At 37.7% G+C, this 23,980-nt stretch carries 17 protein-coding genes and 1 pseudogene; 6 read left to right on the plus strand and 12 right to left on the minus strand.

What is annotated here, in order from left to right; translation table 11 throughout:
- Positions 1 to 210: hypothetical protein (locus H4J67_RS20370; RefSeq protein ID WP_220471675.1), on the plus strand; the 210-nt coding region annotated here is incomplete at its 5' end.
- A gap of 270 nt (positions 211 to 480) precedes the next feature.
- Here H4J67_RS20370 and H4J67_RS21320 read toward each other — a convergent pair.
- The 6 genes and pseudogenes from H4J67_RS21320 to H4J67_RS18145 form a co-directional block, all read right to left on the minus strand.
- The gene (locus H4J67_RS21320) at positions 481 to 702 is read right to left on the minus strand and encodes a protein-tyrosine phosphatase family protein (RefSeq protein ID WP_182204615.1); all 222 of its coding nucleotides are present in this window, start codon (positions 700 to 702) and stop codon (positions 481 to 483) included.
- A gap of 12 nt (positions 703 to 714) precedes the next feature.
- Positions 715 to 870 (minus strand): hypothetical protein, encoded by a 156-nt coding sequence (locus H4J67_RS18125; protein WP_182204585.1) that lies wholly within the window; start codon positions 868 to 870, stop codon positions 715 to 717.
- 157 nt (positions 871 to 1,027) lie between these two features.
- A pseudogene (gene pgi / locus H4J67_RS18130) lies at positions 1,028 to 2,679 on the minus strand (glucose-6-phosphate isomerase).
- Positions 2,680 to 2,717: 38 nt separating this feature from the next.
- Positions 2,718 to 3,674: a carbohydrate kinase gene (locus H4J67_RS18135; protein ID WP_182204587.1), complete on the minus strand. Its 957-nt coding sequence runs from the start codon at positions 3,672 to 3,674 to the stop codon at positions 2,718 to 2,720.
- 67 nt (positions 3,675 to 3,741) lie between these two features.
- Positions 3,742 to 6,165 carry a TonB-dependent receptor domain-containing protein gene (locus H4J67_RS18140; protein WP_182204589.1) on the minus strand — a complete coding sequence of 808 codons (2,424 nt, stop codon included), beginning with the start codon at positions 6,163 to 6,165 and terminating at the stop codon, positions 3,742 to 3,744.
- A gap of 167 nt (positions 6,166 to 6,332) precedes the next feature.
- Positions 6,333 to 7,562 (minus strand): sugar MFS transporter, encoded by a 1,230-nt coding sequence (locus H4J67_RS18145; RefSeq protein WP_182204591.1) that lies wholly within the window; start codon positions 7,560 to 7,562, stop codon positions 6,333 to 6,335.
- A gap of 180 nt (positions 7,563 to 7,742) precedes the next feature.
- On the opposite strand from H4J67_RS18145, the gene gtfA reads away from it, so the two are divergent.
- Positions 7,743 to 9,218 carry a sucrose phosphorylase gene (gene gtfA, locus H4J67_RS18150; RefSeq protein WP_182204593.1) on the plus strand — a complete coding sequence of 492 codons (1,476 nt, stop codon included), beginning with the start codon at positions 7,743 to 7,745 and terminating at the stop codon, positions 9,216 to 9,218.
- Between the two features lie 96 nt (positions 9,219 to 9,314).
- The gene (locus tag H4J67_RS18155) at positions 9,315 to 10,346 is read left to right on the plus strand and encodes a LacI family DNA-binding transcriptional regulator (RefSeq protein ID WP_182204595.1); all 1,032 of its coding nucleotides are present in this window, start codon (positions 9,315 to 9,317) and stop codon (positions 10,344 to 10,346) included.
- Between the two features lie 946 nt (positions 10,347 to 11,292).
- Here H4J67_RS18155 and H4J67_RS18160 read toward each other — a convergent pair.
- The gene (locus H4J67_RS18160; RefSeq protein ID WP_182204597.1) at positions 11,293 to 12,123 is read right to left on the minus strand and encodes a LysR family transcriptional regulator; all 831 of its coding nucleotides are present in this window, start codon (positions 12,121 to 12,123) and stop codon (positions 11,293 to 11,295) included.
- A 127-nt stretch (positions 12,124 to 12,250) separates the two neighbouring features.
- Here H4J67_RS18160 and H4J67_RS18165 point away from each other — a divergent pair, with 127 nt between their 5' ends.
- From H4J67_RS18165 to H4J67_RS18175, 3 genes are all read left to right on the plus strand, one after another.
- Entirely contained in the window at positions 12,251 to 13,444 is a 1,194-nt protein-coding gene (locus tag H4J67_RS18165; RefSeq protein ID WP_182204599.1) for an acyl-CoA dehydrogenase, read from the plus strand.
- A 115-nt stretch (positions 13,445 to 13,559) separates the two neighbouring features.
- Positions 13,560 to 15,764, plus strand: a complete 2,205-nt coding sequence (locus tag H4J67_RS18170) for an alpha-ketoacid dehydrogenase subunit alpha/beta (protein ID WP_182204600.1) — start codon at positions 13,560 to 13,562, stop codon at positions 15,762 to 15,764.
- Positions 15,761 to 16,852, plus strand: coding sequence for an ACP S-malonyltransferase (locus tag H4J67_RS18175; protein WP_182204602.1), 1,092 nt, complete (start codon positions 15,761 to 15,763; stop codon positions 16,850 to 16,852). The genes H4J67_RS18170 and H4J67_RS18175 overlap by 4 nt, the downstream gene beginning before the upstream one ends.
- A gap of 783 nt (positions 16,853 to 17,635) precedes the next feature.
- Here the strand turns inward: H4J67_RS18175 and H4J67_RS18180 are convergent.
- The 5 genes from H4J67_RS18180 to H4J67_RS18200 all read right to left on the minus strand — a co-directional run bounded on the left by H4J67_RS18180 (position 17,636) and on the right by H4J67_RS18200 (position 23,971).
- Positions 17,636 to 18,520 (minus strand): LysR family transcriptional regulator, encoded by an 885-nt coding sequence (locus H4J67_RS18180; RefSeq protein ID WP_182175229.1) that lies wholly within the window; start codon positions 18,518 to 18,520, stop codon positions 17,636 to 17,638.
- 130 nt (positions 18,521 to 18,650) lie between these two features.
- On the minus strand, positions 18,651 to 19,481 hold the full coding sequence (locus H4J67_RS18185) for a sulfite exporter TauE/SafE family protein (protein ID WP_182175226.1): 831 nt from the start codon (positions 19,479 to 19,481) through the stop codon (positions 18,651 to 18,653).
- A 179-nt stretch (positions 19,482 to 19,660) separates the two neighbouring features.
- The gene (locus tag H4J67_RS18190; RefSeq protein ID WP_182204604.1) at positions 19,661 to 20,743 is read right to left on the minus strand and encodes a methionine synthase; all 1,083 of its coding nucleotides are present in this window, start codon (positions 20,741 to 20,743) and stop codon (positions 19,661 to 19,663) included.
- Between the two features lie 27 nt (positions 20,744 to 20,770).
- Positions 20,771 to 21,748, minus strand: a complete 978-nt coding sequence (locus H4J67_RS18195) for a DUF1852 domain-containing protein (RefSeq protein ID WP_182204605.1) — start codon at positions 21,746 to 21,748, stop codon at positions 20,771 to 20,773.
- Between the two features lie 837 nt (positions 21,749 to 22,585).
- Complete coding sequence (locus H4J67_RS18200; protein ID WP_182204607.1) at positions 22,586 to 23,971, minus strand: serine hydrolase; 1,386 nt, start codon at positions 23,969 to 23,971, stop codon at positions 22,586 to 22,588.
- Positions 23,972 to 23,980: the final 9 nt, after the last annotated feature.

Raw genomic sequence — 23,980 nt, forward strand, 5'->3', positions numbered from 1 at the left:
TTCATTATTCATTATTCATTATTCATTATTCATTATTCATTAAAATTATACTCCTTTGGAAATCCACCTCTCTTTATTTGGAAAACTAATCAATTAATCCAAGCGAAAGTGAAACATATTAGCCTAGTTAAAGAATCAATTAAGAGTAATTTATTTCTTTGGTCAGTCGAGGCAACATACACCAATCCAATTGATAACTATATTAACTAGAGACAAGAATAATATTCTTGACCACTTTCAGTGAAATATGGTCAGTTAGTTTGTGATCATTATTTCGAAACGAGGACTAACTAGATACCACATTATTTCAATTAAAATTAATGAAAACATGAACTAGCCCGCGCCAATGCTTTTCGCTTAGGCTCAAATTCGCTACGCGAATATGGGTATCTAAATTAGTTAAATGTCAATTTCCTTACGCCACAAGCGGCGGAAAATCAAACCCGCAGAGATTAAAATAAAGATAGAATGAATCACCTTTTATAAAGGTCCCATTCTTTCTGTTCTAAGAAAAATCTGAGATAAGCTAATTGTTTTTTGACTTTTAAGGGCCTCAGGCCGAACCTTTTGAATACAGCTTATGACCTTTTCAATTGGCCAGCCGTGGCAAGTTAACATCATTGCCGCGACTAATCCGGTCCTTCCCTTACCATCTTTACAGTGAATGGTTACACAGCCACCATTATCAATGGTGACTAATATGAGTGCTTGATATTACTTCCATTTATCTTCAAATACTTTATTTGGCACCTCATCATCGACTATAGGTAATTGTATCCAAGTAATATCATATTGTTTGCATAGATCTGGCAGTAACTCTATATGGTTTCTTGTCATCCCTTCATCAAACATCAGAGTCAATAAGACCATTGCACCGGTTTGCTTTAAGTTTTTATTGATACTTCGAGTTCAACTCCCTCAGTTCCAGGGCATGGTGTTAAAATAATTCGTGCACCATTTTCTATATCTATCGAGTAATAAGGATGTTTATTCATAATAATTATTTTAAGTATTGTCAGCTATAATTCTATCTACTGCGATTCTTTACTTCCTCGTAATGCATCATAAGATTCCAGGTAGAGCTATCGTGAGCGAGATCGATAGAGTTATTGTGAAGCTCATTTTCTATTCTACTGGCTAAACCTTTACCTAGCTCAACTCCCCATTGGTCAAAAGAGCATATTTGCAAAATAATGCCTTGAACAAATATTTTATGTTCGTAAATCGCAATTAAACTACCGAGCGTAAAGGGCGAAATCTTATTCATTAATAAAGTATTGGTTGGCCGGTTACCCTTGTGAACTTTATGGGGTGCGACTTTATCTATGTAGCTAGGTGTACGTCCTTTGGCTATTAAATCGTCCCTAACTTGTTGTTCATTAACACCTTGCATTAGCGCTTGAGTTTGCGCGAAAAAATTAGACATGAGGGCTTCATGGTGCCCTTCAATAGGCGTGACACTTTCTACAGAACCAATAAAGTCGGCCGGAACAATATTATTACTTTGATGTAAATATTGATAAAAAGCATGTTGCCCATTAATGCCTAATTCTCCCCATATTGACGGAACGGTTGGATAAGAGATCGCTTCACCATCCCAGTTAACCGATTTACCATTACTCTCCATCTCAGCTTGTTGCAGATAAGCAGATAGCATATGTAAGGATTGGTCGTAAGGTAAAATGGCTTGAGATTGCGCGCCTAAAAAAGTGCAATTCCATAGGCTTAATAACGCTAATATTACCGGAATATTCTTTTCTATTGGCGTATTACAAAAATGGCAATCCATTTCATAAGCGCCATCTAATAGCGCTTTGAAATGATCAAAACCAAGATTGATCGCAATAGGAAGGCCGATAGCAGACCATAATGAAAATCGTCCGCCAACCCAATCCCACATATTAAAGATGTTTGCTGCTGATATGCCATATTTTATGGCGTTTTCTTTATTGGCAGTAACGGCGATAAAATGTTTTTCAATCACGGAATGATCAAATGAAGACGCCGTTAGCCACTTTATCGCTGTTTTAGCGTTTAACATGGTTTCTGTCGTGGTAAATGTTTTACTCGACACAATAAATAGCACTTTTTCTGGATTTAATGGCCGCAGTACTTCAGCTATTTGAGTACCATCAACATTCGACACATAATGGACGTTAACGCAGTTATCACTAAACCTTTTTAATGCCTCAGTCACCATTTGAGGTCCCAAATTAGAACCACCAACGCCAATATTTACTATATCGGTGATACGCTCGCCCGAATATCCTCGCCATAAACCTTGACGAATATCATCACTAAATTTTTTAACTTGTTCTAGTGTTTTTTCAATGTCTTCTGAAATTTTTTTTCCATCGACCCAAAGTGGTTTTTTGGAGCGATCCCTTAATGCTGTATGCAAAACAGCACGATCTTCAGTTTTATTAATACGTTCTCCGCTGAACATTTTTCTCGCCATTTTTCTACTTCACACTCTTTGGCTAGGTCAGTTAATAGCGAAATAGTTTCTTCTGTGATCGCATTTTTAGAATAATCTAACAGTATAGAAGGCAGTTTTATTGAAAATTTACTAAATCGCTGACTATCTTTTGCGAATAAGTCCTTCATATGTTGATTTTTCATTAGTTGTGCATGTTTTGTTAATTGCTGCCAACTATTAAGATTTTCTCTAGATTGCATGTCGGTCCTAGGTAAGTAAGAGTAAGTTATGTCGAGTATTAGATATCAGTTAAGTGTGGTAATGCCGTGAAGGCCCCTTTTTTCTGACAGGTAAAAGCACCACAATTAGCGCCAAATAGCACCGCAACAGAAACGTATTCACGTTGCTCAATAATTTCATATAATGTATCTATACTTTCATCATTTTCCACAGATTTGGCGAGTGAAAATAGAAAACCTGAAATAAAGCTATCACCGGCGCCAGTAGTATCAACGGGAGATACTTTAGGTACTTTAAGCATTATTGAAAAACTAGCGCAAGTTACTTGAACAGGGTTTGGACCATCAGTGATGACAATAAGTTTAGCGCCAAGTAATAGTAAATATTGTACATAAACATCGACATCAACCTGCTTTATTTTTGCTAAGTATTCGGCTTCGTCTTTACTCAATTTGACTATATCGCTTTCTTCGATACAGGCTTCAACTCGGGACATCAATAGGGATAAATCTTGCCAAAGTTGTTGGCGTAAATTTACATCAAAGCTAATTAATACCTTATTTCTTTTCGCATTTTTTATCGCATAAAGCGTATCGCTATACATTGGCTGGCTAGTTAAGGTGTTTGAACAAAAGTGAAAAAAACCCATGTTTTTCCAGTTGATTTTATCAACTTGAGAGATGCCATATTGCATGTCGGCAGTATTATGACGATAGAAATTAAATGTTCTCTCACCACAAGAGTCTAAGCTAACTAATACTAAAGCGGTATTTGCGCCTGCTATTCTTTTAACGAAATCGGTATTAACGCCTTCATTTTCTAATGCTTGCATGAGCATGTTACCAAAATTGTCTTCACTAACACCTCCAGCAAAGTATCCTGCTCCACCTAACTTAGCATAAGCTACTGCGACATTGGCAGGCGCACCTCCTGCTAACGGAATGTAACTTGGGTCATTGACTGACGTTGGCAGAAAATCGACTAACACTTCGCCATAACTGATTAAAGAAAACATAGATTTACCTTGAAAAAAAGCCCATATTAAATGGGCTAGTTAATACTTCTAATATTATAATTTAGGATTAAAATTCGTATTTAAACGTAAGAGTCGTTGAACGACCTTGTATTGATCTTGCACGGATAATAGTTTTGGCAGAAGCAGCTGTAGCATCTTCTGCTTCTGTGATCCCCACAGTTTCAAAAACGTTGTTAATATTTAAGGAAACACTAAATGCGTCAGAAAGACGGTATTGAGCAAAGGCATTTACTTGAACATAACCGTCTAATATAAGTGCGTTAGGATCAGTTTGGTCAAAGTTATCTTGAGCAAATGAATCTGAAGTACCAATAACGTTAACACCCGCTGAACCTTCATTGAAGTTATAACGACCTGTTATAGAGTAAACAACATCGGCTTGTCTTCTTGGCGTATTACCAACAACGCTTGGGTTAACAAAATCTTTAGTTATTTCAGAATCAGTCCACGTTAAGTTAGCACGTACATCAAAATTACCAACATAGTAAGTTGATTCAATTTCGATACCTTGTGATTCATATTCACGGTCAAAAAATCGTTGACTAGTTGCTTCAAAATTTTGCTCTTGCGTTTGTGCAAAGAACGCTGTCGCAAAGACAGACAAGTTATCTTGACGGAATTTAACACCCAATTCCAATTGATCTACTTCGTCATAAATATCTTCATCTTTTGCAACACCAGCAGCATCTATTTTACCAAAAGCCAAGCGGTCTGCGTTAGCGGTAGCCCCCTTGCTGATACGACCAAATGCAGCTAAGTCGTCATTAATTTGAATATTAGCGCCTAAAGAGTAAGACACGTAGCTCCAATCATAATTTACATTGTTAGCATCGGCGTTGTTTACATTTGAAACACTCGTTTCGATTTGATGAATACTGCCGTTACCGTTCATGTCAACTGTCGATTGAGCAGCGCCTGCGAAAGTCCCCGTTGCTGTTCCACTGTCAAAGCGAACACTACCGTCTACATTGATGTTATCAAAACTTGTGCTAAACGCTGCGTATGGAGCAGAAACTTCATATTGTAGATCGTAATTACGCGTACAACAGTTACCCCAAGCTGGAACACCGTATCCAATAACACCATTGTCAGAAAATTCAGTACCGTCAGCGGCACTTACATCAACAAGCGCAGCATCTTGGCCTTTAACTTCATATAAGTAAGAATTCCATAACCACGATTGTTGAATGGTTTGAGATGAGTTATATAAACCAAATGTAAAACTCGTATCATTCATTATTTTTGTTAATTTAAAATCGTTAACCATAAAATCAAGGTTAGTCATTTCGACATCAAATGAGTGAATACGCATGAGGTTATCAGCAGTATAAGCATTACCTGCTTGTGGACCATTTGCATAAGTTAATGTTGCACCAGCACCCGCTATACTGTCAGCTAAGCCTTGACTTCCTTGAATACTTTCAGGGAATGGACCAGTAAAGCTACCTTTAGTGCGAGAAATTCTCATTCTGTTTTCAACAGACCAGTCATTGCCTAAATCAAATACAGCTTCAAAACCAAGCGCATCAACTTTCGGACTCATGCCATTACGCATATCAGCAAGACGTCCATTTCCAGCACCATCTGTTGTGATCATAGAGGTGTGATATGGAGTGTGCGGAGTTCCAGTTGAAGCATCAAACCCTTCAACTGAAGAACCATCAGCATAAACAGGCATAGGTAAATAAGCGGTTGTTGTATCATCTAAGTGTTTGAAATAAAGTCTAACGTAACCAGCATCGAACTCTTTAGTTATATTAGCTTTAATTTGGCCGCCTTTATTACCCGTATAACCAGTATCACGTACACCTTCACCTTGACGGTAGAACCCCCCAAGATGGAAATAGGTAGAGTCGTTAATGTCGCCACCAAATTCAAAGTCTGTGCGAGTGGAGTCGTAATCTAAACCGATTGTTGTAGCTACGCTACCTCCTTCAGTTTTACCATTTTTGCTAACGATATTAATTATGCCGCCAGGAGCATTTGTAGCAAGTGTAGATGCAGAACCACCACGAATAGCATCAATAGAAGCCATTGTAGAATCTATGCGTAAGAAAATATCTGTGTTACCAAAAGCGATATCGCCAAATTGTAGAATAGGTAAACCATCTTCTTGAATTTGCATGAATTTAGCGCCACCTGCTGCTACAGGAAGACCACGAACCGCAAGGTTAGCGTTACCGTCGCCACCTGATGCTTCAGAACGAACCCCGGGGATATTTCTAAATGCCTCTGCACTACTTCTTGGTGCTGCTACTTCTATTTGATCACCAGAGATAGTACTTACTGAAACGCTTGATGCCATCACTGTTGTGCCTTTACCCGTGGCACCTGTTACTACGATTCGCTCAAAATCGATGCCTTTTTTATTTTCTACTTTCGTTTTGGTTGTTTCCGCTGCACTTAAGCTCGAGCATATAGCCATGGCTAATGTACTTAATATTAATTTTTTATATGTTGTATGTTTCATTTACTTCCCCAAGTTTTTTTATAGTATGTTTTATATTTTAAAATCTTTCTGCTAAAACGACCCACTTAATCGATTAAGTTGATTATTGTGTAAGATGCAGTCATTTTGCAAGTTATTTTTTATATTCAATTTTGTTTTTTTATTAATCTACTGATAAATAATAAGATTTAGTTTTGAGGATTATGCTGAGTGGGATCAGCTATCAGGTTATAAATAGCAGCTAACGCTAGAATAGCTGAAAAGAATGTTGCTAAGTAAAAGCCATAAGATACATGACCAAACAGATCACTGATAATGCCCATAAGAAGTGGAGATACTGCGGCAGAAACAGCGGTAAAAAACAGAATAACTCCAGCAACAGCACCATGTTTTGATGGGTGGAAACAACTGATCCCTTTAGAATTAAGGGTCGGATATATCATCGACATAAATAAACCTGAAAGTGGCAATAGTACAACTGCTGCTTCAACACCCATTATTGCCGTGCCTAAATAACACAAAAATACGGCTAACGAGAACCAACACATCACTGTTTGCCAGTTAAAATGTTTTAGCATCCATACTCCTAAAAATCGACCTCCCGCTCTTAAAGCAAAGAAAATAGTGAGTGAGTATGTAGCCAGCCAAACCAGAGAGCCTGTATAATCAGCCAAGAGTGTTGGCATCCAAACGTAGATGGCAACTTCTGTGGCAACATATAACGCTATTGCCAATGAAAATCCCATCGCATAAGGGTCTTTCATTACCTTAAGTGAGCTTTTTAAATTTATTTTCCCTTCCGTACTTGGTTTGCTAACTGGGTATTTAGTTTTCATTGCGGCCAAGCATAGTAGTGCGCATAACACACCAGCACTTATGTATAAGTACTTCCAAGATATACCAGCAACGAGTAAGTAACTTACAATCGCAGGACCTACCATAGCACCTATACCAAAAAATCCTTCTACCTTGTTCATCGTCGACGTATGATCTTTATTTGACGAAGATATGTCACCAATAAGCGCTAACGCACCTGTTTTAAATAAACCAATAGCGATGCCAATTAGAGCGAGTAATGATAAAAAATACAGGAAAGAACTACCTAAGGAAAATAAAAAGCATGCGATAGAGAAAATTGCCAACCCAATAACAATCGTTGCTTTTCGCCCCCATTTATCGGCCAAGTATCCTAAGAACAAACCACTCAATGCAATGAAAATCATGGGCACATAATGAAATGCACTCGCTTGTGTTAAATTTAATTGATAGGTTTCTATTAATTGTGGAATGATAACCCCTACTGCATCCGAGGTCATCGCAAAAACAAAAAACATCATATATGTCAGAAGTTTAATTCTATTTACCGACGCATCTTCAGATAGTTGTGGGCTTAGTGTTAAGTTATTCGTTTGGTTCATTATTCTTCCCCAGTTAATAAAACTTTTTATGTTAATGATAGCTAAAAAAATTTATCGCTATTTAGTTATTTTGTCTTAGCATCTTAAAGAAAAATTAAATTATTCTTGATTAATACTATATTGTATATAAAGATAGAGCTTAATCGATTAAGATGCAACTTAAAATTAAATGGTAAACTTATGAAAAATAATGTTCAGCTAATCACCTACATTGATAGACTCACTGGAGCAGATACTCAGTCATTAACCAACTTGTTAAATGAGCAACTTTCAGATTTGTTTTCCGGTGTTCATTTGTTACCCTTTTATTATCCAATAGATGGTAGTGATGCTGGTTTCGACCCTATAGATCATACCCAAGTCGATAGCAGGCTTGGCAATTGGGATGATATAAAAGAGCTGGGTAAAAATCATGAGTTGATGGCTGATCTTATCGTAAATCATATGTCAGCCCAATCTGAAGAATTTAAAGATATATTAAAAAACGGTCAAAAATCTCCTTTTTGGGAACTATTTTTAACCAAAGATAAAGTTTTCCCGAACGGTTTAAGTACTACACTACAAGAAAAAATATATCGTCCTAGACCTGGTAGTTGTTTTACTCATTTTTCATTACCTAATAATGAAAGCGCAGATTTTTGGACTACCTTTACAGACAATCAAATAGATATAGATGTGACATCTGAGATAGGGAAAGACTATTTAAAACGCATTTTAACAACATTTTCTGAAAATAATATCAAAATGATCCGTTTAGATGCCGCAGGTTACGCACTGAAAAAAGCGGGAACAAGTTGTTTCATGCTTGACGAAACTTTTGAATTTATTGATGAGCTAAGTAGTATCGCTAATAAACTGGGGATTGAAACCCTTGTAGAGATCCATTCCTATTATCAAACTCAAATAGAAATAGCTAAACGCGTTGACCGAGTTTATGATTTTGCATTACCTCCTCTGGTTTTACACAGTATTTTTAGTCAGAACTTCACCGCATTAGCTAAGTGGCTAGACATATCACCAAGAAATTGTATTACTGTGTTGGATACTCATGATGGCATTGGTATTATTGATGTTGGCCCAATGAATGGTAAGGCTGGTTTATTGGATGATGTTGAAATCGATAACCTGGTTGAAACAATTCATTTTAATAGTGCTGGCGAAAGTAAAAAGGCAACGGGAGCTGCGGCAAGTAATGTAGATATATATCAAGTAAATTGTACATACTATGATGCACTTGGACAAAATGACTTTGATTATTTAGTTGCCAGAGCGATTCAATTCTTCTCACCAGGCATACCACAGGTGTATTACGCTGGTTTACTGGCTGAAGGTAATGATATTACATTATTATCTAAAACAAATGTTGGCCGAGACATAAATCGCCCTTATCTAAATAATGAGCGCATTGAACAAGCATTAAATAAGCCTTATACCAAAGCAATAATTAGTCTCATTAAATTACGAAATAACACTGAAGCTTTTAATGGTGAATTTACCGTTAATAGTAATGTTTCAACATTAGAAATGAATTGGCAAAAAAATGATGACAGTACAACGCTAATCGTCGATTTAGCTGATAGACACGCACAAATTCAGATCATAGAAAACAATAGCACACGCATTATTAGTTTAAATATGTTACTTAATTTAAGCTGAAAGCTCATGAATTAATATTCAGTTTATAATAGAACTAAGTATACTATGGCGAACATTATAAACTGCTGAAATTTTAAGGTAATCAAAAAGGTCATCATGACAGATAAAAAAGTTTGGACGCTTAAAAGTGTTGCTAAAGAACTCGGTGTTTCAAATGCAACAGTCTCTAATGCATTTAACAGACCCGATCAACTCTCTAAAAAGCGTAGAGATGATATTCTCGAGTCATGTGAAAAAATGGGTTATTCAGGACCTAACAAAGCGGCTCAATCGTTAAGAAATGGTCGCTTTAATATCGTTGCTTTGGTGCTACCTGACAGTGTTGAATACATGATAACAGATCCGGTGGCGAGTAATTTTGTAAAAGGTGTTTCATCGGTTTTAGAAAAAAGTAAAGTCAATTTGTTATTGTTTTCTGGCACTTCTGAGAATATCAACGCGGTATCTGATTTTGTTGATGGCTTTATTTGTTACGGTAGTCCACGTAATACAAAGTTAATTGACCAATTAAGAACGACAACAAAAAAAGTTGTTACCGCAGATTTTGATATAGATCGTAAAGCATCTGTAGGAATTGACAATGAACAAGCCGCTTATGAAATAGCGAAACTTGCAATAAAGTCAACAGATGACGCCATCGCTATTCTTGGCTTGAGATTGCTCGATTCTAATGTAACTTGTCGTGTATACGACTTACCAAGTTCAGATTTTACATGTTCAATTGCTCATCAACGCTTAAGTGGTTATCAAAGAGCAATCAAAGAGTTAGATGTTAATCTCAGAGCTGATAGAGTGTGGAGTATACCTGAGAGTAAGCATAATTCTGCCTTAATTGCTGCTAGAGAAGCGTTAACATCTACGCCTCGTCCAAATGTTTTACTTTGTATGAGTGACCTTATTGCTTTAGCTGCCATAAAGGAAATTAACGCTATGGGACTTAATATACCTGCAGATATAAGAGTGGTTGGTTTCGACGGTATCGATGAGGCTTTACGTTCTACCCCGCCACTAACAACTGTGCATCAAAATAGTGAAAAAAAGGGTATCAAAGCAGCAGAACTTTTTATAAATAGAGCAACTGATTCTGTATTAATTCCTTTCCATATAGAAAATGGAGGTAGTTGTTAAACTCAAGGGCACCTTTTATAACCGCTAATGAATATAATAGGATAACCAATCATTTATTTTTTATGTGGGCACAAAACTTCCGCTATTATAATTAAATATTCAACGCTATTTGAATCCATTTTAAAGTTTACCCTAAAATCATATTCCATCGATTAGCAGATTTTTATAGATAAAAAATTCACACCTTTAAGGTGTCATTATTGTGACATTTTTTAGTTCTATGATAATCCTTATTTTTAGCTATATCGCATTTTTATGGTGGAAGTCATTCTTAGCTCCATCTCGAAAAGTGGGCGAAAGCGAGTTATAGTTTACACTCTAACTTTATTTAAAACTTACATGATTCAATGTCCGCTTTCGGTTTTTAATATCTAATTCCGTGCAAGAATTTTCGGCACAATCTCAACTGTGAATGGATGTGAGTTTTTATATAAAAACGACAACGTTAGGATCCCTGATCTGCCGTTTTTAACTCAAAAGCTAACTTCCGCTTTTGGCTAACAGTTGACCTAAAGAACAAACAATAGCTAACGTCACCAAAGCCACTTTGAAGTAATACCTATTCAACTATGTGACTGTCGGCAATGGTGGCTTAGTTGCCTGTCAGAATAAAGGTAAACCTCTGTTTATGTGATGTCTAAAACAACCTAAGAAACTATTGATGTTAACGTCAGCTTTCGTATCAGAGGAGACCTTTTTGGTGCTGATTTAGGGTGTTAAGAAAGGTCTCTTTTGTTGCAAAAGCGGCGGTGACCAAAATTAATTTACTGGGATTTGGTTAATCAGTTTTAGCTAATGCTAATATTATTAGTCGGTTAAGACATAGCTGATTAGATGGAAATTTCATTACTTTGTTAGAAAGTTGCCCAAAACGTTAGCTTTTATGGGTGAGCCGTTCAGTGATCTGTCTATAAAATAGACAAATCTGCTTCATTATCAGCAATGTCTAATGGGCATGTTTACGAGCTAAACGCTTTAAGTTATTGATGGCTTTTGACGATGTTGTGTATGCTAATACAATTTCTCGAGTGAGTTGTAAGCCGACAATTGGCCTAAATACCACGTCACTGCGTTTAATAATTTCACTGTGTGCGGGTAAAAATGCGCAGCCTAAACCAGCATGTACCAAGCCAAGTGCATAATCTATGGTGGTGATTTTTGCTCGTACGTCGAGACTAATACCGGCGATGGCTAAAGTGTCTTGTAGGTGATCCCAAGCACTGCAAGGCATGCGCTGAATAAAAGGTAAGCCGTCTAACTGCTGAATTGTGACGGTATCTTCGAGGGCAAATATATGATCATAAGGTACGGCAAGTAAATAATCTTCATGCCACATGTCTATATACTGCTCATTTTCCTGTAATTCATCTTTTAGAATAATACGTGCATCAACATTTTCAGTATGTGGCACTAAAGTCAATTCGACAGAAGGGTTTGCTGAGGTGAATTCTTTTAATAATAAGCTCATACGTTCGACACCTAAGCCGCGGGTAACGCCTAAGTTAAAAGGTTGCTTATGGGTTTTTTCTGAAAAAACGCTTTTTATTGCGCCTGCTTGCCCTAATAGCTGTTTGGCCAATGGAAATAGTTTTTTACCTTGCTCTGAAGGTGTTACACCACGTGCGTGGCGAATAAAAAGTTGTACTTTTAGTTGTTGCTCAAGTTGTGCTATTGCTGCAGATATTGAAGGCTGGGCGATAAAACACGCTTTTGCAGCAGCACTAAAACTTTTTAACTCATAAACTGAAATAAAATAATTGAGTGATTTTAAATCCATAATAAACTTAGTTAACTTAGTTATAGCTTTAAACTATATCAGTTAAAGGAAAATAATATTTTAACTTTGGCTAGTATTTGCTTATTATTTTTGCACTTAATTATTTCTCAGCTTAGCAGGTAATTTCATGTCTCATTCAAGCAGTGCAAACCGTCCCTCGTTTAAATGGCAAGATCCACTTTTATTGGAATCTTTATTGTCTGAAGAGGAGCGAATGATCCGTGACAGTGCTCATCAATATTGCCAAGAAAAATTAATGCCAAGAATATTAATGGCTAACCGAAATGAAGAGTTTGATGTTGAAATTATGCGCGAACTAGGTGCGCTGGGCTTATTAGGCGCTACATTACCTGAAAAATATGGCTGTGCAGGCGTGAATTATGTTACTTACGGCTTAATTGCACGAGAAGTTGAACGTGTAGATAGTGGTTATCGCAGTGCGATGAGCGTGCAATCATCTCTAGTTATGCATCCAATATATGCTTACGGCAGTGAAGAGCAACGGATGAAATATTTACCTAAACTAGCATCTGGTGAATACATTGGTTGTTTCGGTTTAACTGAGCCTAATTCAGGCTCAGATCCAGGTAGCTTAACTACACATGCTACTGCGGTTGATGGCGGTTATCGCATTACGGGTAATAAAATGTGGATCACGAACTCTCCCGTTGCAGATATTTTTGTGGTTTGGGCCAAACTTAATGGCGTGATTCGTGGTTTTGTTTTAGAAAAAGGCATGGAAGGTTTAAGTGCACCAAAAATTGAAGGTAAATTTTCGTTACGAGCATCCATTACCGGTGAAATCGTTATGGATAACGTTTTTGTACCTAGCGATAATATGTTACCAAATGTTAAAGGTTTATCTGGCCCATTTGGTTGTTTAAACAAAGCACGCTATGGCATTGCTTGGGGCGCTTTAGGTGCTGCAGAATTTTGTTGGCATGGTGCTCGACAATACACACTAGACCGTGAACAATTTGGTCGTCCTTTGGCAGCAACACAGTTAATTCAGAAAAAATTAGCCGATATGCAAACTGATATCACCACGGGTTTATTAGCTTGCTTACAAGTGGGGCGTTTAATGGATTCGGATCAATTAGCACCCGAAGCTATTTCGCTAATCAAACGTAATTCATGTGGTAAAGCATTAGAAATTGCTCGCACGGCTCGTGATATGCACGGTGGTAACGGTATTGCCGATGAGTATCATATTATTCGCCATATGATGAACCTTGAAGCGGTTAATACTTATGAGGGTACTCATGATGTGCATGCCCTGATACTAGGTAGAGCACAAACTGGCTTACAAGCATTTTACTAAAACACTGATTAAGGCGTATTTAATACGCCTTTTATTTACGCTTTTTTTGATGCTTCATATAGCCCTATCGCATTAGTTTTAAAACACAATAATAATAATTCCTAGTGGAGATATCATGTCTGATCGTAATCAGCTGGTGAAAGAAAATTTTATTAACTTTGTTCGCGCCCAAACCTTACCTGAATCAACTTGTACTTTAACTCCTAGTGATGTTGGATTAAGTTCAGCTGAAGTTATTGATCTATTTGAAACCCAAGTAATGAGTCGCCACCTTGATTTGCAATCACGTGTGATGCAGAAAAAAGGTCAAAGTTTTTATACTATTGGTAGCTCAGGTCATGAGGGTAATGCTGCTTATGCCAAGGCATTTCGTCCGACAGATATGGCATTTTTGCATTATCGCAGTGGCGCGTTTGTTATTCAGCGCAGTAAGCAAGTACCAGGACAAACGATTTTATATGACATGCTATTGTCATTTGCGGCATCAAAAGATGACCCTATCTCTGGCGGTCGTCATAAAGTGCTTGGCAGTAAAGCGCTCGCTATTCCGCCACAAACTAGCACCATAGCGTCGCATTTGCCTAAAGCGATGGGCGCTGCATACAGCATTCCGTTAGCAAAACGTTTAGCGCATAAAGGAGAAATACCAGACGATGGCGTCATTATTTGTAATTTTGGTGATGCTTCATCGAATCACTCAACCACACAAGGGGCAATTAACAGCACAGCTTGGGCGGCTTATCAGTCTATTCCTATGCCAATTGTTTTTGTCTGTGAAGATAATGGTATTGGTATTTCAACGGTTACACCGGAAGGCTGGATCGCCGCTAATTATGAAAATAGAGCCGGTTTAACTTATCTCTATTGTGATGGCTTGAATATTTTAGATACCTATAAAACTGCCAAAGAAGCAGAACGAATTGCTCGAGAATTGCGTAAACCCGTGTTTTTACATATCCGCACTGTGCGTATTCTGGGGCATGCGGGCTCTGATGCTGAGTTTGTTTACCGTGATATTGCTGACATTACGGCAACAGAGTTTCAAGACCCTTTATTACACACCGCGCGCATTATTTTAGAAAACAATATCTTAACGGCTGAAGAGCTGATCGATATTTATCAAAACGTTGAAAAGCGCATTGAAGTTATTGCTGAAAATGCCGCTAGCAAAGAAAAACTGGCCAGTGCAGATGCCGTAATGGCAAGCATTATACCTAGTCTGACTAAAGCACGTAGTTCAGTGTTAGTTAGCGATAAAGCTCGCGCAGAAATTTTTAAACATGAGAAACATAACCTGCCTAAAAAACAGCATTTAGCAAAATTGATTAACTGGGCATTGATGGACTTAATGGCTGAATATCCCAGTATTGTTATGTGCGGTGAAGATATTGGCAAAAAAGGCGGCGTTTATAACGTTACGGCAAAGTTATGTGAACGGTTTGGCAAAAGCCGGGTGATTAATACCTTGCTAGATGAGCAAACGATTTTAGGTACCGCTATTGGTTTAGCGCACAACGGTTTTCTACCTATCCCTGAAATTCAATTTTTAGCTTATGTGCACAACGCTGAAGATCAAATTCGTGGCGAAGCGGCGACATTACCGTTTTTCTCAAATGGGCAATTTACTAATCCCATGGTGATCCGCATTGCGGGTTTGGCCTACCAAAAAGGTTTTGGTGGTCATTTTCATAATGATAACTCTTTTGCCGTTTTTCGCGATATTCCAGGATTAATCATCGCTTGTCCGTCAAATGGTGCCGATGCAGTTGAAATGATGCGCGCCAGTGTACGTTTAGCACAAGAGCAACAACGTATGGTGATATTTTTAGAGCCAATAGCGCTTTACATGGCGAAAGACTTACACCAAGAAGGTGATGGTTTATGGACCTTTGAGTATCAGCCTCCTGAATTGGCAGACAGCAGTATCGATTTAGGCGTTAAGGTTGCTGGCTCAGGCAAACAACTGTGTATCTTAACGTATGGCAATGGCAATTATTTATCGCGCCAAGCACAAGCAAAATTAGCAGAGCAGGGAATTGATGCACGTGTTGTTGATTTACGTTGGTTAGCACCATTAGATGAAAAAGGTATTTTGGCGCAAGTGAATGATTGTGAGCATGTGCTTATTGTTGATGAATGTCGTAAAACGGGCTCAATTAGTGAAGCGCTAGTGACTTTAATTCATGAGAAAACAAGTGAATGCCCCAAAATAAAACGCGTTACCGCAAGTGATAGCTTTATTCCTCTAGGCGCTGCAGCCTATGAGGTATTACCATCGGTTAAGAATATTGTCGATGCTGCGAAGGAGATTTGCCAATGAGTTCGTCAATAAAAAATACCGATAAATCACCAGTAAAAGCCATGAATAAGAAAAAGCAAAGAGTGGTAATTATTTGCCCTGGCCGAGGTACATACAATAAAGAAGAACTAGGGTATTTACAGCGTTTTCATAGTGATAAAACAGAAATAGTTTCATTAATTGATGATTTTCGTGACAGTCAAGGGCAAATGAAAGTTTCTGAACTTGATGGTATGGAAAATTACAGCATGCCTACCCATACTGCCGGTGAAAATGCTTCGGCACTTATTTATGCTTGTGCATTATCAGATTATCAAGCCATTAATAAAGACGAGTTTGATATTGTCGCGGTTACTGGCAACTCTATGGGTTGGTATATAGCATTAGCGGTTGCTGGCGCATTAAAACCCAAACAAGCTATTAAGCTAATTAATACCATGGGTTCGATGATGACAAAAGGTGTGATTGGTGGACAAATGATTTATCCAATCATTAACGATGAGTGGAATATTGAGCGAGAACAAGAACACCAGGTTATGCAATGGTTAGCACAAGCAAATCAACAAAGAGATTGTGAAGTTTATGTCTCGATTAATTTAGGTGGTTATATAGTTTTTGGTGGTAACAAGGCCGGTTTGAAAGCGTTAGAAGCGTTACTGCCTGTGGTGCAAGACCGTTATCCAATGAATTTATTTAACCATGCAGCTTTTCATACACCGCTGCTAAGTGATGTTTCAAAACGGGCGGTGGAACTATTGCCCGCACAACTGTTTAATGCCCCTGAAATACCGTTAATTGATGGCTTAGGCAAAGTTTGGCAACCTTATAGTTGCGATGTTGAGCAATTACATAACTACACGCTTAAGACACAAGTGGTAGAGCCTTATAACTTTTCAAAAGCGATCGAGGTAGCCATTAAAGAGTTTGCGCCCGATAAGCTTATTATTTTGGGCCCAGGTGCTACCTTAGGTGGTGCAGTGGCGCAGAGTTTGATCAGCCATCATTGGCTTAATTTACAAAGCAAAGCTAATTTTATAGCGCAGCAAAAAGAGAACCCTTTTATACTCGCCATGGGATTATTAGAGCAACGTAAAAAAGTCATATTATAAGTTTAAAATAACAATAAAACATTCTTGTATAAAACTAACTCAAACTTTGTGATTCAAATATAATAAAAATGATAATAATTTTAAATTAGACGATGTCTCAATGTGGTAAATACTGGTTAACTAGACAACGTAAAAAACCAAAAGAGACATCGAATGGATTCTGTGACAAACATCTTAAACTTATCATCACTAACGGCTGACCTATTTGAACAAGCAAACCTTAAGATCGACAATACTTTCAATTCAACATCTAAGAGCACTGGCTTTAATATAATGTAAGTTTTCTTAGCGCTCAGGCAAATCTGCTGATAGCGTTGTTTATCTGTTGATGCTTTGGCTAAAAGTAGACTCTGTTAGACTGTTTTCAATAAATACTTTATTAAGTTTTCCGCAACAAAAAAGACGCCTTATATGACCTACCAACCGCGAACTGTCAGTTTCCTACTGTGATGATATTTTGGTATTGCAGTCAGGAAAGTCGGAATTGTTGACGTTAACTACTGTTTATTCCTTAGGTCAACTGATAGCCAAAAGCGGAAGTTAGCTTTTTAGTTACTAACGCCAGTTCAGAGCCTATTGCTGACATTCGCTTTTGTGGAATCATGATCATATTTATGGCAACGCTAGTCAAAATTTAATGCTTTATTGTGGGGCTGATTTATGCACATTATAGACATTGATTTTACTCGAAACTCCCTTAAAGTCTATTATATGGTTAGTCTACGGGTAATTTAAAGTTATGAAGGACACTTCAAAACGATCCCTCAAAGCTACACTCATTGATCATTTTGTTTTTTTAGCTTGAGCAATAAAATCACTTAGGTAATCAATTTTTTGTTCGTCCTTGCGGATACCGACGAAAATCTGTTTACTAATTCCTTTCTTTCCAAAGCGAATACTTTTGATAGGCATTGATTTTGAGTATTCATCCACTAGCCAGCCGGGCAAGGCACAAATACCTCTGCCAGCAGCGACCATTTGCAACATGATCTCAGTTGTTTCAATGTATTTATGTTTCTTTACTGAACACTTTGCAGGGTTAAGAAATTGACTAAAAATGTCGAGTCTAAGTGGCTCTACAGGGTAACTAAATAGGTTTTCATCGCTTAGTTGCTCCGGTAACACAAAATCTTGTTGTGCCAGTTTGTGAGACTCGGAAACTACCAGTCTATGTTCATATTCAAAAACAGGTATGTAGTCTATTTTAGGCTTAAAAAGCGGATCAGGTGTAATAAGTACATCTATTTCGTAGCTAAGTAATGCACCTAAAGCCCCAAACTGAAACTCTTGTTTCACATCCATATCAATGTCAGGCCACTGCTCTAGATATGGCTGTATAACCCTGAGTAGCCATTGATAACACGGATGACACTCCATTCCTATTCGTAATGCACCCATCTCACCTTTGGAAATTTGATTTAATAATAATTCCGTGTGTAAAAACTGAGGCAATACTCTATTAGCAAGCGTTTGAATGCGCTCTCCAGCAAGTGTAAGGCGTAAGTTTCGACCATCTTTTTTCCATATCTGAGTAGCAAGCTGCCCCTCTAGTTTTTTGATACTGTGACTTAACGCAGATTGGGATAAGTGCAACGAATTAGCCGCTTTAGTTAGGGTTCCATGATCTTTGATTGCAGTGAGTATTTCTAAATGGATCCTTTCTAACATCGGTTAACTCCTATATTTAGCTTTAATGATGAACTTCTAGCTTTGATGATGAACTAAATTCATCGATTGATGAAGTCATATTATTCTTATTCATCAATCGAATAATTTACCATTTGGATAGAAACAAAGTTTATAAGAGAAGTTGCACCAACATACGTAAGCCAGTCAATAGTAATACTAAGGAAAAGATTCTTTTGAGTTTTACCGCATCTAATTTTGCGGCCAGTGATACCCCTACCGGTGCGAATAATACCGTTAGCGGCACAATACAAAGAAAGCCAAATATATTGACCAAGCCAAATGTACCAGCTGGCGCATCGCTTGGTGTACTACCCAAAGTCAGCATTGTGAGCGTAGCGGGTAACGAAATAATTAATCCTATTGTCGCAGCTGTGCCAACTGCCTTGTGAGTCGGATAGCTATACAGGGTCAGTAGTGGAACTGAAATAGTGCCGCCGCCAATCCCAACCATTGAACTGAAAAAACCAATGAATGTGCTTATTACTGCTTGTCCTGCTTTACCAGGAAATTTTTGATACAGAGCGGATTTTCCAGTTCTGAATAACATATTTAGTGCCGATAAAACCGCTATCATCCCAAACATCATAGTAAGTATAGTACCGTCAACGCGAGTCACTAACCAACTACCACCCATGACACCTATAAGAATAAATAGAGCCCAACGCTTGAGTAGGGCAAAATCAACATTACCTTTTTGGTTGTGAGAACGTATTGAACTAATCGACGTTGGTACTATGGTAGCCAGTGAGGTTGCTGTTGCAACAAGCATCGCGGATTCTGATGACACGCCAAAGCTCTGGAACAAGAAAAACAGCACAGGTACGATGACAATACCGCCACCTACACCTAACAAACCAGCTAAAATTCCTGCGAATACACCCGTGCCAGCCAATGCCAAAAAGGTAGAGATATTATTTGTTATCAATTCAATGATACTCATTAGATACTACTTCTATTTTTCTTTTTTATTGTTTTAAGAACCACAAAGACCTTACTATCAATTCAAGAGGTAATTGCAAACAGTATGACTCTATTATTTTTAACCATCAAAAGTAACTTGGGTAAAATTAATATACCTCTTCGTTAATGCTTAGTTATTGACTTGTTACTCATGGTTATTCATAAGTTACGGGTGGAAAGTTCTCTTCGGACGATTTCTGTGCCTGCACTTAAAGCCTTTAGTTTTCCCCTTGCTACATCACGAGACAAAGGAGCCATACCGCAGTTAGTGCAAGGATAGAGCTTGTCAGCATCTACATACTTGAGTGCTTCTCGTAGGGTACTGGCGACTTCCTCAGGTGTTTCAATGCTATCAGTTGCCACATCAATGGCACCTACCATCACTTTTTTACCTCGAATAAGTTCAAGTAGCTCCATTGGAACATGGGAGTTATGACATTCGAGCGAGATAATATCGATATTAGATTTTTGCAGTTTTGGAAAAGCTTCTTCATATTGTCGCCACTCAGACCCCAACGTTTTTTTCCAATCTGTGTTGGCTTTAATGCCATAACCATAGCAAATATGCACAGCGGTTTCACACTTAAGCCCTTCGATTGCTCTCTCTAAACAAGCAATCCCCCAATCATTAACCTCATCAAAAAACACATTAAATGCAGGCTCATCAAATTGAATAATATCAACACCCGCGGCTTCTAAGTCTCTGGCTTCTTGATTAAGGATTTTAGCAAATTCCCATGCGAGCTTTTCGCGACTTTGATAATGGTCATCATAAAGTGTATCTATCATCGTCATTGGGCCTGGCAAAGCCCATTTAATAGGTTTATTAGTTTGCTGGCGTAAAAGCTTTGCATCTTCAACAAACACCGGCTTTGGTCGAGAAACTGCACCAATCACTGTCGGTACACTCGCGTCATAACGATCACGAATCTTAACGGTTTTGCGATTCTCAAAATCAACGCCGGTCAGGTGCTCAATAAACGTAGTAACAAAATGTTGGCGTGTTTGCTCACCATCACTGACAATATCAATACCTGCTTGTTGCTGCTCTTGCAATGACACACGTAACGCATCGTGTTTTCCGTCAATTAATTCTTGACCCTGTAATTTCCACGGTGACCATAGCGCTTCTGGTTTTGCAAGCCACGAGGGCTTAGGTAAACTGCCTGCCGTTGAAGTGGGTAGTAATATTTTCTGGCCTAGGGTTTTCGGAACATGTGCTTTCAAAATATGTGTTTTCATAATAAATGTGTTGTACCTTTGAGTTAATTAAATAGCGTAATTAGCAGACCACTGCTCAAGCATGGTTTGATATGGTTTGATAAAATGCTCTTCAGCAAATCTCCCTTGCTTGATGGCCAACATACTGCGCTCTTCTCGATCATAAACAATTTGGGTTAATGAATGATCCAGATTCTTCAAATTTGGTTGATAGCAATTCCCTGCAACAGCATTCGCATTATAAATTTCAGGTCGGTAAATCTTTTGAAACGTTTCCATCGTGCTGATGGTACTTATAAGCTCAAGGTTACTGTAATCATTAAGTAAATCGCCAAAGAAGAAGAAAGCCAAAGGCGCAACACTGTTAGGCGGCATAAAATAACGAACCTGTAAGCCCATTTTTTTAAAGTATTGCTCAGTCAAAGATGATTCATTGGGCAAATATTCAAAACCTAATAAAGGATGTTGGTTTTGAGTTCGATTATAAGTCTTGTTATCCGAAACACTCAGACAGATAACAGGTGACTTATTAAAATGCTGTTTATAAATAGTTGAGTTGACAAAATGTTTAAATAGTTTGCCATGTAGAACGCCAAAATCATCTGGAATGCTAAATTTGCTTTGACCTTTATTATGCTCACCTAGCAATACACTAAAATCATAATCTCGCACATAAGAAGAAAAGTTATTCCCTACAATGCCTTCAATGCGTTCATTAGTTTGATGATCAACAATATTCGTTTTCAATACTTCAATAGATGGGAAGGTTTGGTCACTGCCCTCAATATTCATATCAACAGAAATGATTTCAAGCTCGACAGAATAACGATCGCCTCTGGGATTATCCCAATACGCTAAAGCATTAAAACTATTGTCGATCATCTTTAAAGCGTTCCTCAAGTTCTGTTGCCGGCTCTCTCCTCTAGCCAAATTAGCAAAGTTGGTTGTAATACGTGTATTGTCTGAAGGTTGATAGTTTTCATCGAGAAGAATGTTTTTAATAGTGAATGTAAAATTTTTATTCATGGCGATCTGTTACCCAATTTAGTGTAAAAACTTAAACTTTTTTCTCTAACTAAATTTTCCATCACAGTTTTTTATTTCTTCCCTCGTAATATATTTAGGAATCGACTGTAATCTTGTTTAGAATTAAGAAGTGTGTATTTTATACTTGATTAATTTGATGAATAAAAATGGTTTTATTTCATTGATTGATGAATAATTCTCATGACTTTATAGCTAAGGGTGAACTGTTCAGTGATTTAAAGGGCGTATGGCCATGCATTTCTGCTTATACTGTTTATCTATTATCAAATGTAAGTTAATTAGGCGGATAAAATCCGAACGTTCAATTAACCGTGTATCAAATGCAACCCGCTTTGGGGCGATAACGGCATAGTACTAATAGTCTATTTTATCTAATTTTTAAAAAGGCGAATAACCGCAATGTTGGCTTTGTTGTTAGTGAAGCCAAGGCTAACGTCAGCTTTCGTATCTTTGCTGACCTTATTGGATCATTGTCGAGTTACAAAAATAATCTCAAGTGTAACTTAAATGTTAAATTTTCTAATCGTGTGACGCATTTCTTATTATTTGTGACGACTCACACATAACCACTAATGGTTAATCTCATCGGGAATGAGAATCGAGGCAATGTGAAATCAAACACTTAGCGTGGTATATGATAATTATTTTTTTCGTCAATTCTCGACCTAAATGAGAATTTCCTCAGGCGCTACTTTAAAAGTATTGGCAGATGCATCAGCAATCACTTTTATCTATTTAAAAACGGAAATGCTATTTTTTGCATAATAGCTAGTAAAACATCATTTATTAATAGCTGCTTTACTGCCAGATTTTGCCTTAGCTTGTGGGATCTTTGATTATAAACTCATGCAACTTAGCAAGTATTTCTAAACTCAGTTTATTGTCGTTCATTGTCCCCTGAAATATACCAATTGGCGTAATAAGGGCAACTTTGTCATCAGTTGTCATCATTAAACTAAATTTTGTTTTATCTGTATTACCTGCAAGAGTGTTCGTTAATTTTTTACCTAATTTAATATCAGCGATACACATGCCATCTTTTTCAGTAAAAGAGAGGTTTACTCTTGATGTTTTATTACCAAAATGTGCTTGCGTTAGCTGACACTTTTTCTCAGGCTGAGCATTAATTAAGATTTGCAAACTGGCAGCGGTTTCATCTAAAGCAACAACCCAAGGGGTATTGGTCAGTAGAACCATACTTTCATTGCTTTTCGGGAAAACACTTACATGCGAACGTGCGCCAGTTATGCTACCTGAATGATGAAAGTGCTGTTGACCAAAACGATTTTCCTTGATGCGCCAACCAACCCCCATAAAACTACGAGACACTTTAATTTCATCACCATTATCAAACGTTTGAGGGATGTTAAATTGCTGCAAGGTTTGTGTACTAATCGTGTCATCATTTAGCAGCGACACACCAAATTTAGCAAGATCAGCTGCCGTGCCAATTAAACCACCACCCGCCCATTTATAGCCAATATTATTGCGATTAAGGCTATCACCGTTACTATTGTAAAGCTTTGACCAATTGTTGTTTGGCGCGTCAAAATGTTCAGCTTTTATTGAATCTGTATCTAACATTGATGTCATATCAGTCAATTGTTCAAGAAAAGGTTTTTTACCTGCATTTTCAATTATTAATGATAATAAGTTGAACGCAAAACTAGAATAATGATATTCATTGCCAGGCTTATGCAATAATGATCTATTTTCAAATAAGCTCACTCCTTGTTGTACACTTGTATAAGGCGTTGAGCTGTAATCAATATTAAAGTCATGTAAGGCTTGATAGTGTGGGATCCCCGCCGTATGCGTCACCAGCTGCCTAATAGTAAAGTCATACTGCTTTTTGGGAAAGTCAGGAATATACGTATAAATACTTTCATCTAAATCTACTTTCCCCTCGCTCACTAACTTTGCCAATAAACCTGTAGTGACAAATTTTGAAACACTGGCATAACGAAACTCTGTTTTTACAGAAAGGGTAAGCTTGGCACTTTTATCTGCATAACCTACATACCGTGACCACTTTTCACCTTTCTGATTGTAAGATGCTGCTGATAGCCCAACGAGATTGGCCGATGCTTTAAGTTCATCAAGGGCAAAATCAGCCAATTGCTTTTGCTGTAAAGCGATACTGGTTGTGCTAAATAATGTTGCCATGAGTACGGCTAACAAACTGAATTTATTGTTCTTCATAAGGTAAAC

This window comes from Colwellia sp. BRX10-4, assembly GCF_014077465.1.
In the GTDB taxonomy this organism is placed as follows: domain Bacteria; phylum Pseudomonadota; class Gammaproteobacteria; order Enterobacterales; family Alteromonadaceae; genus Colwellia_A.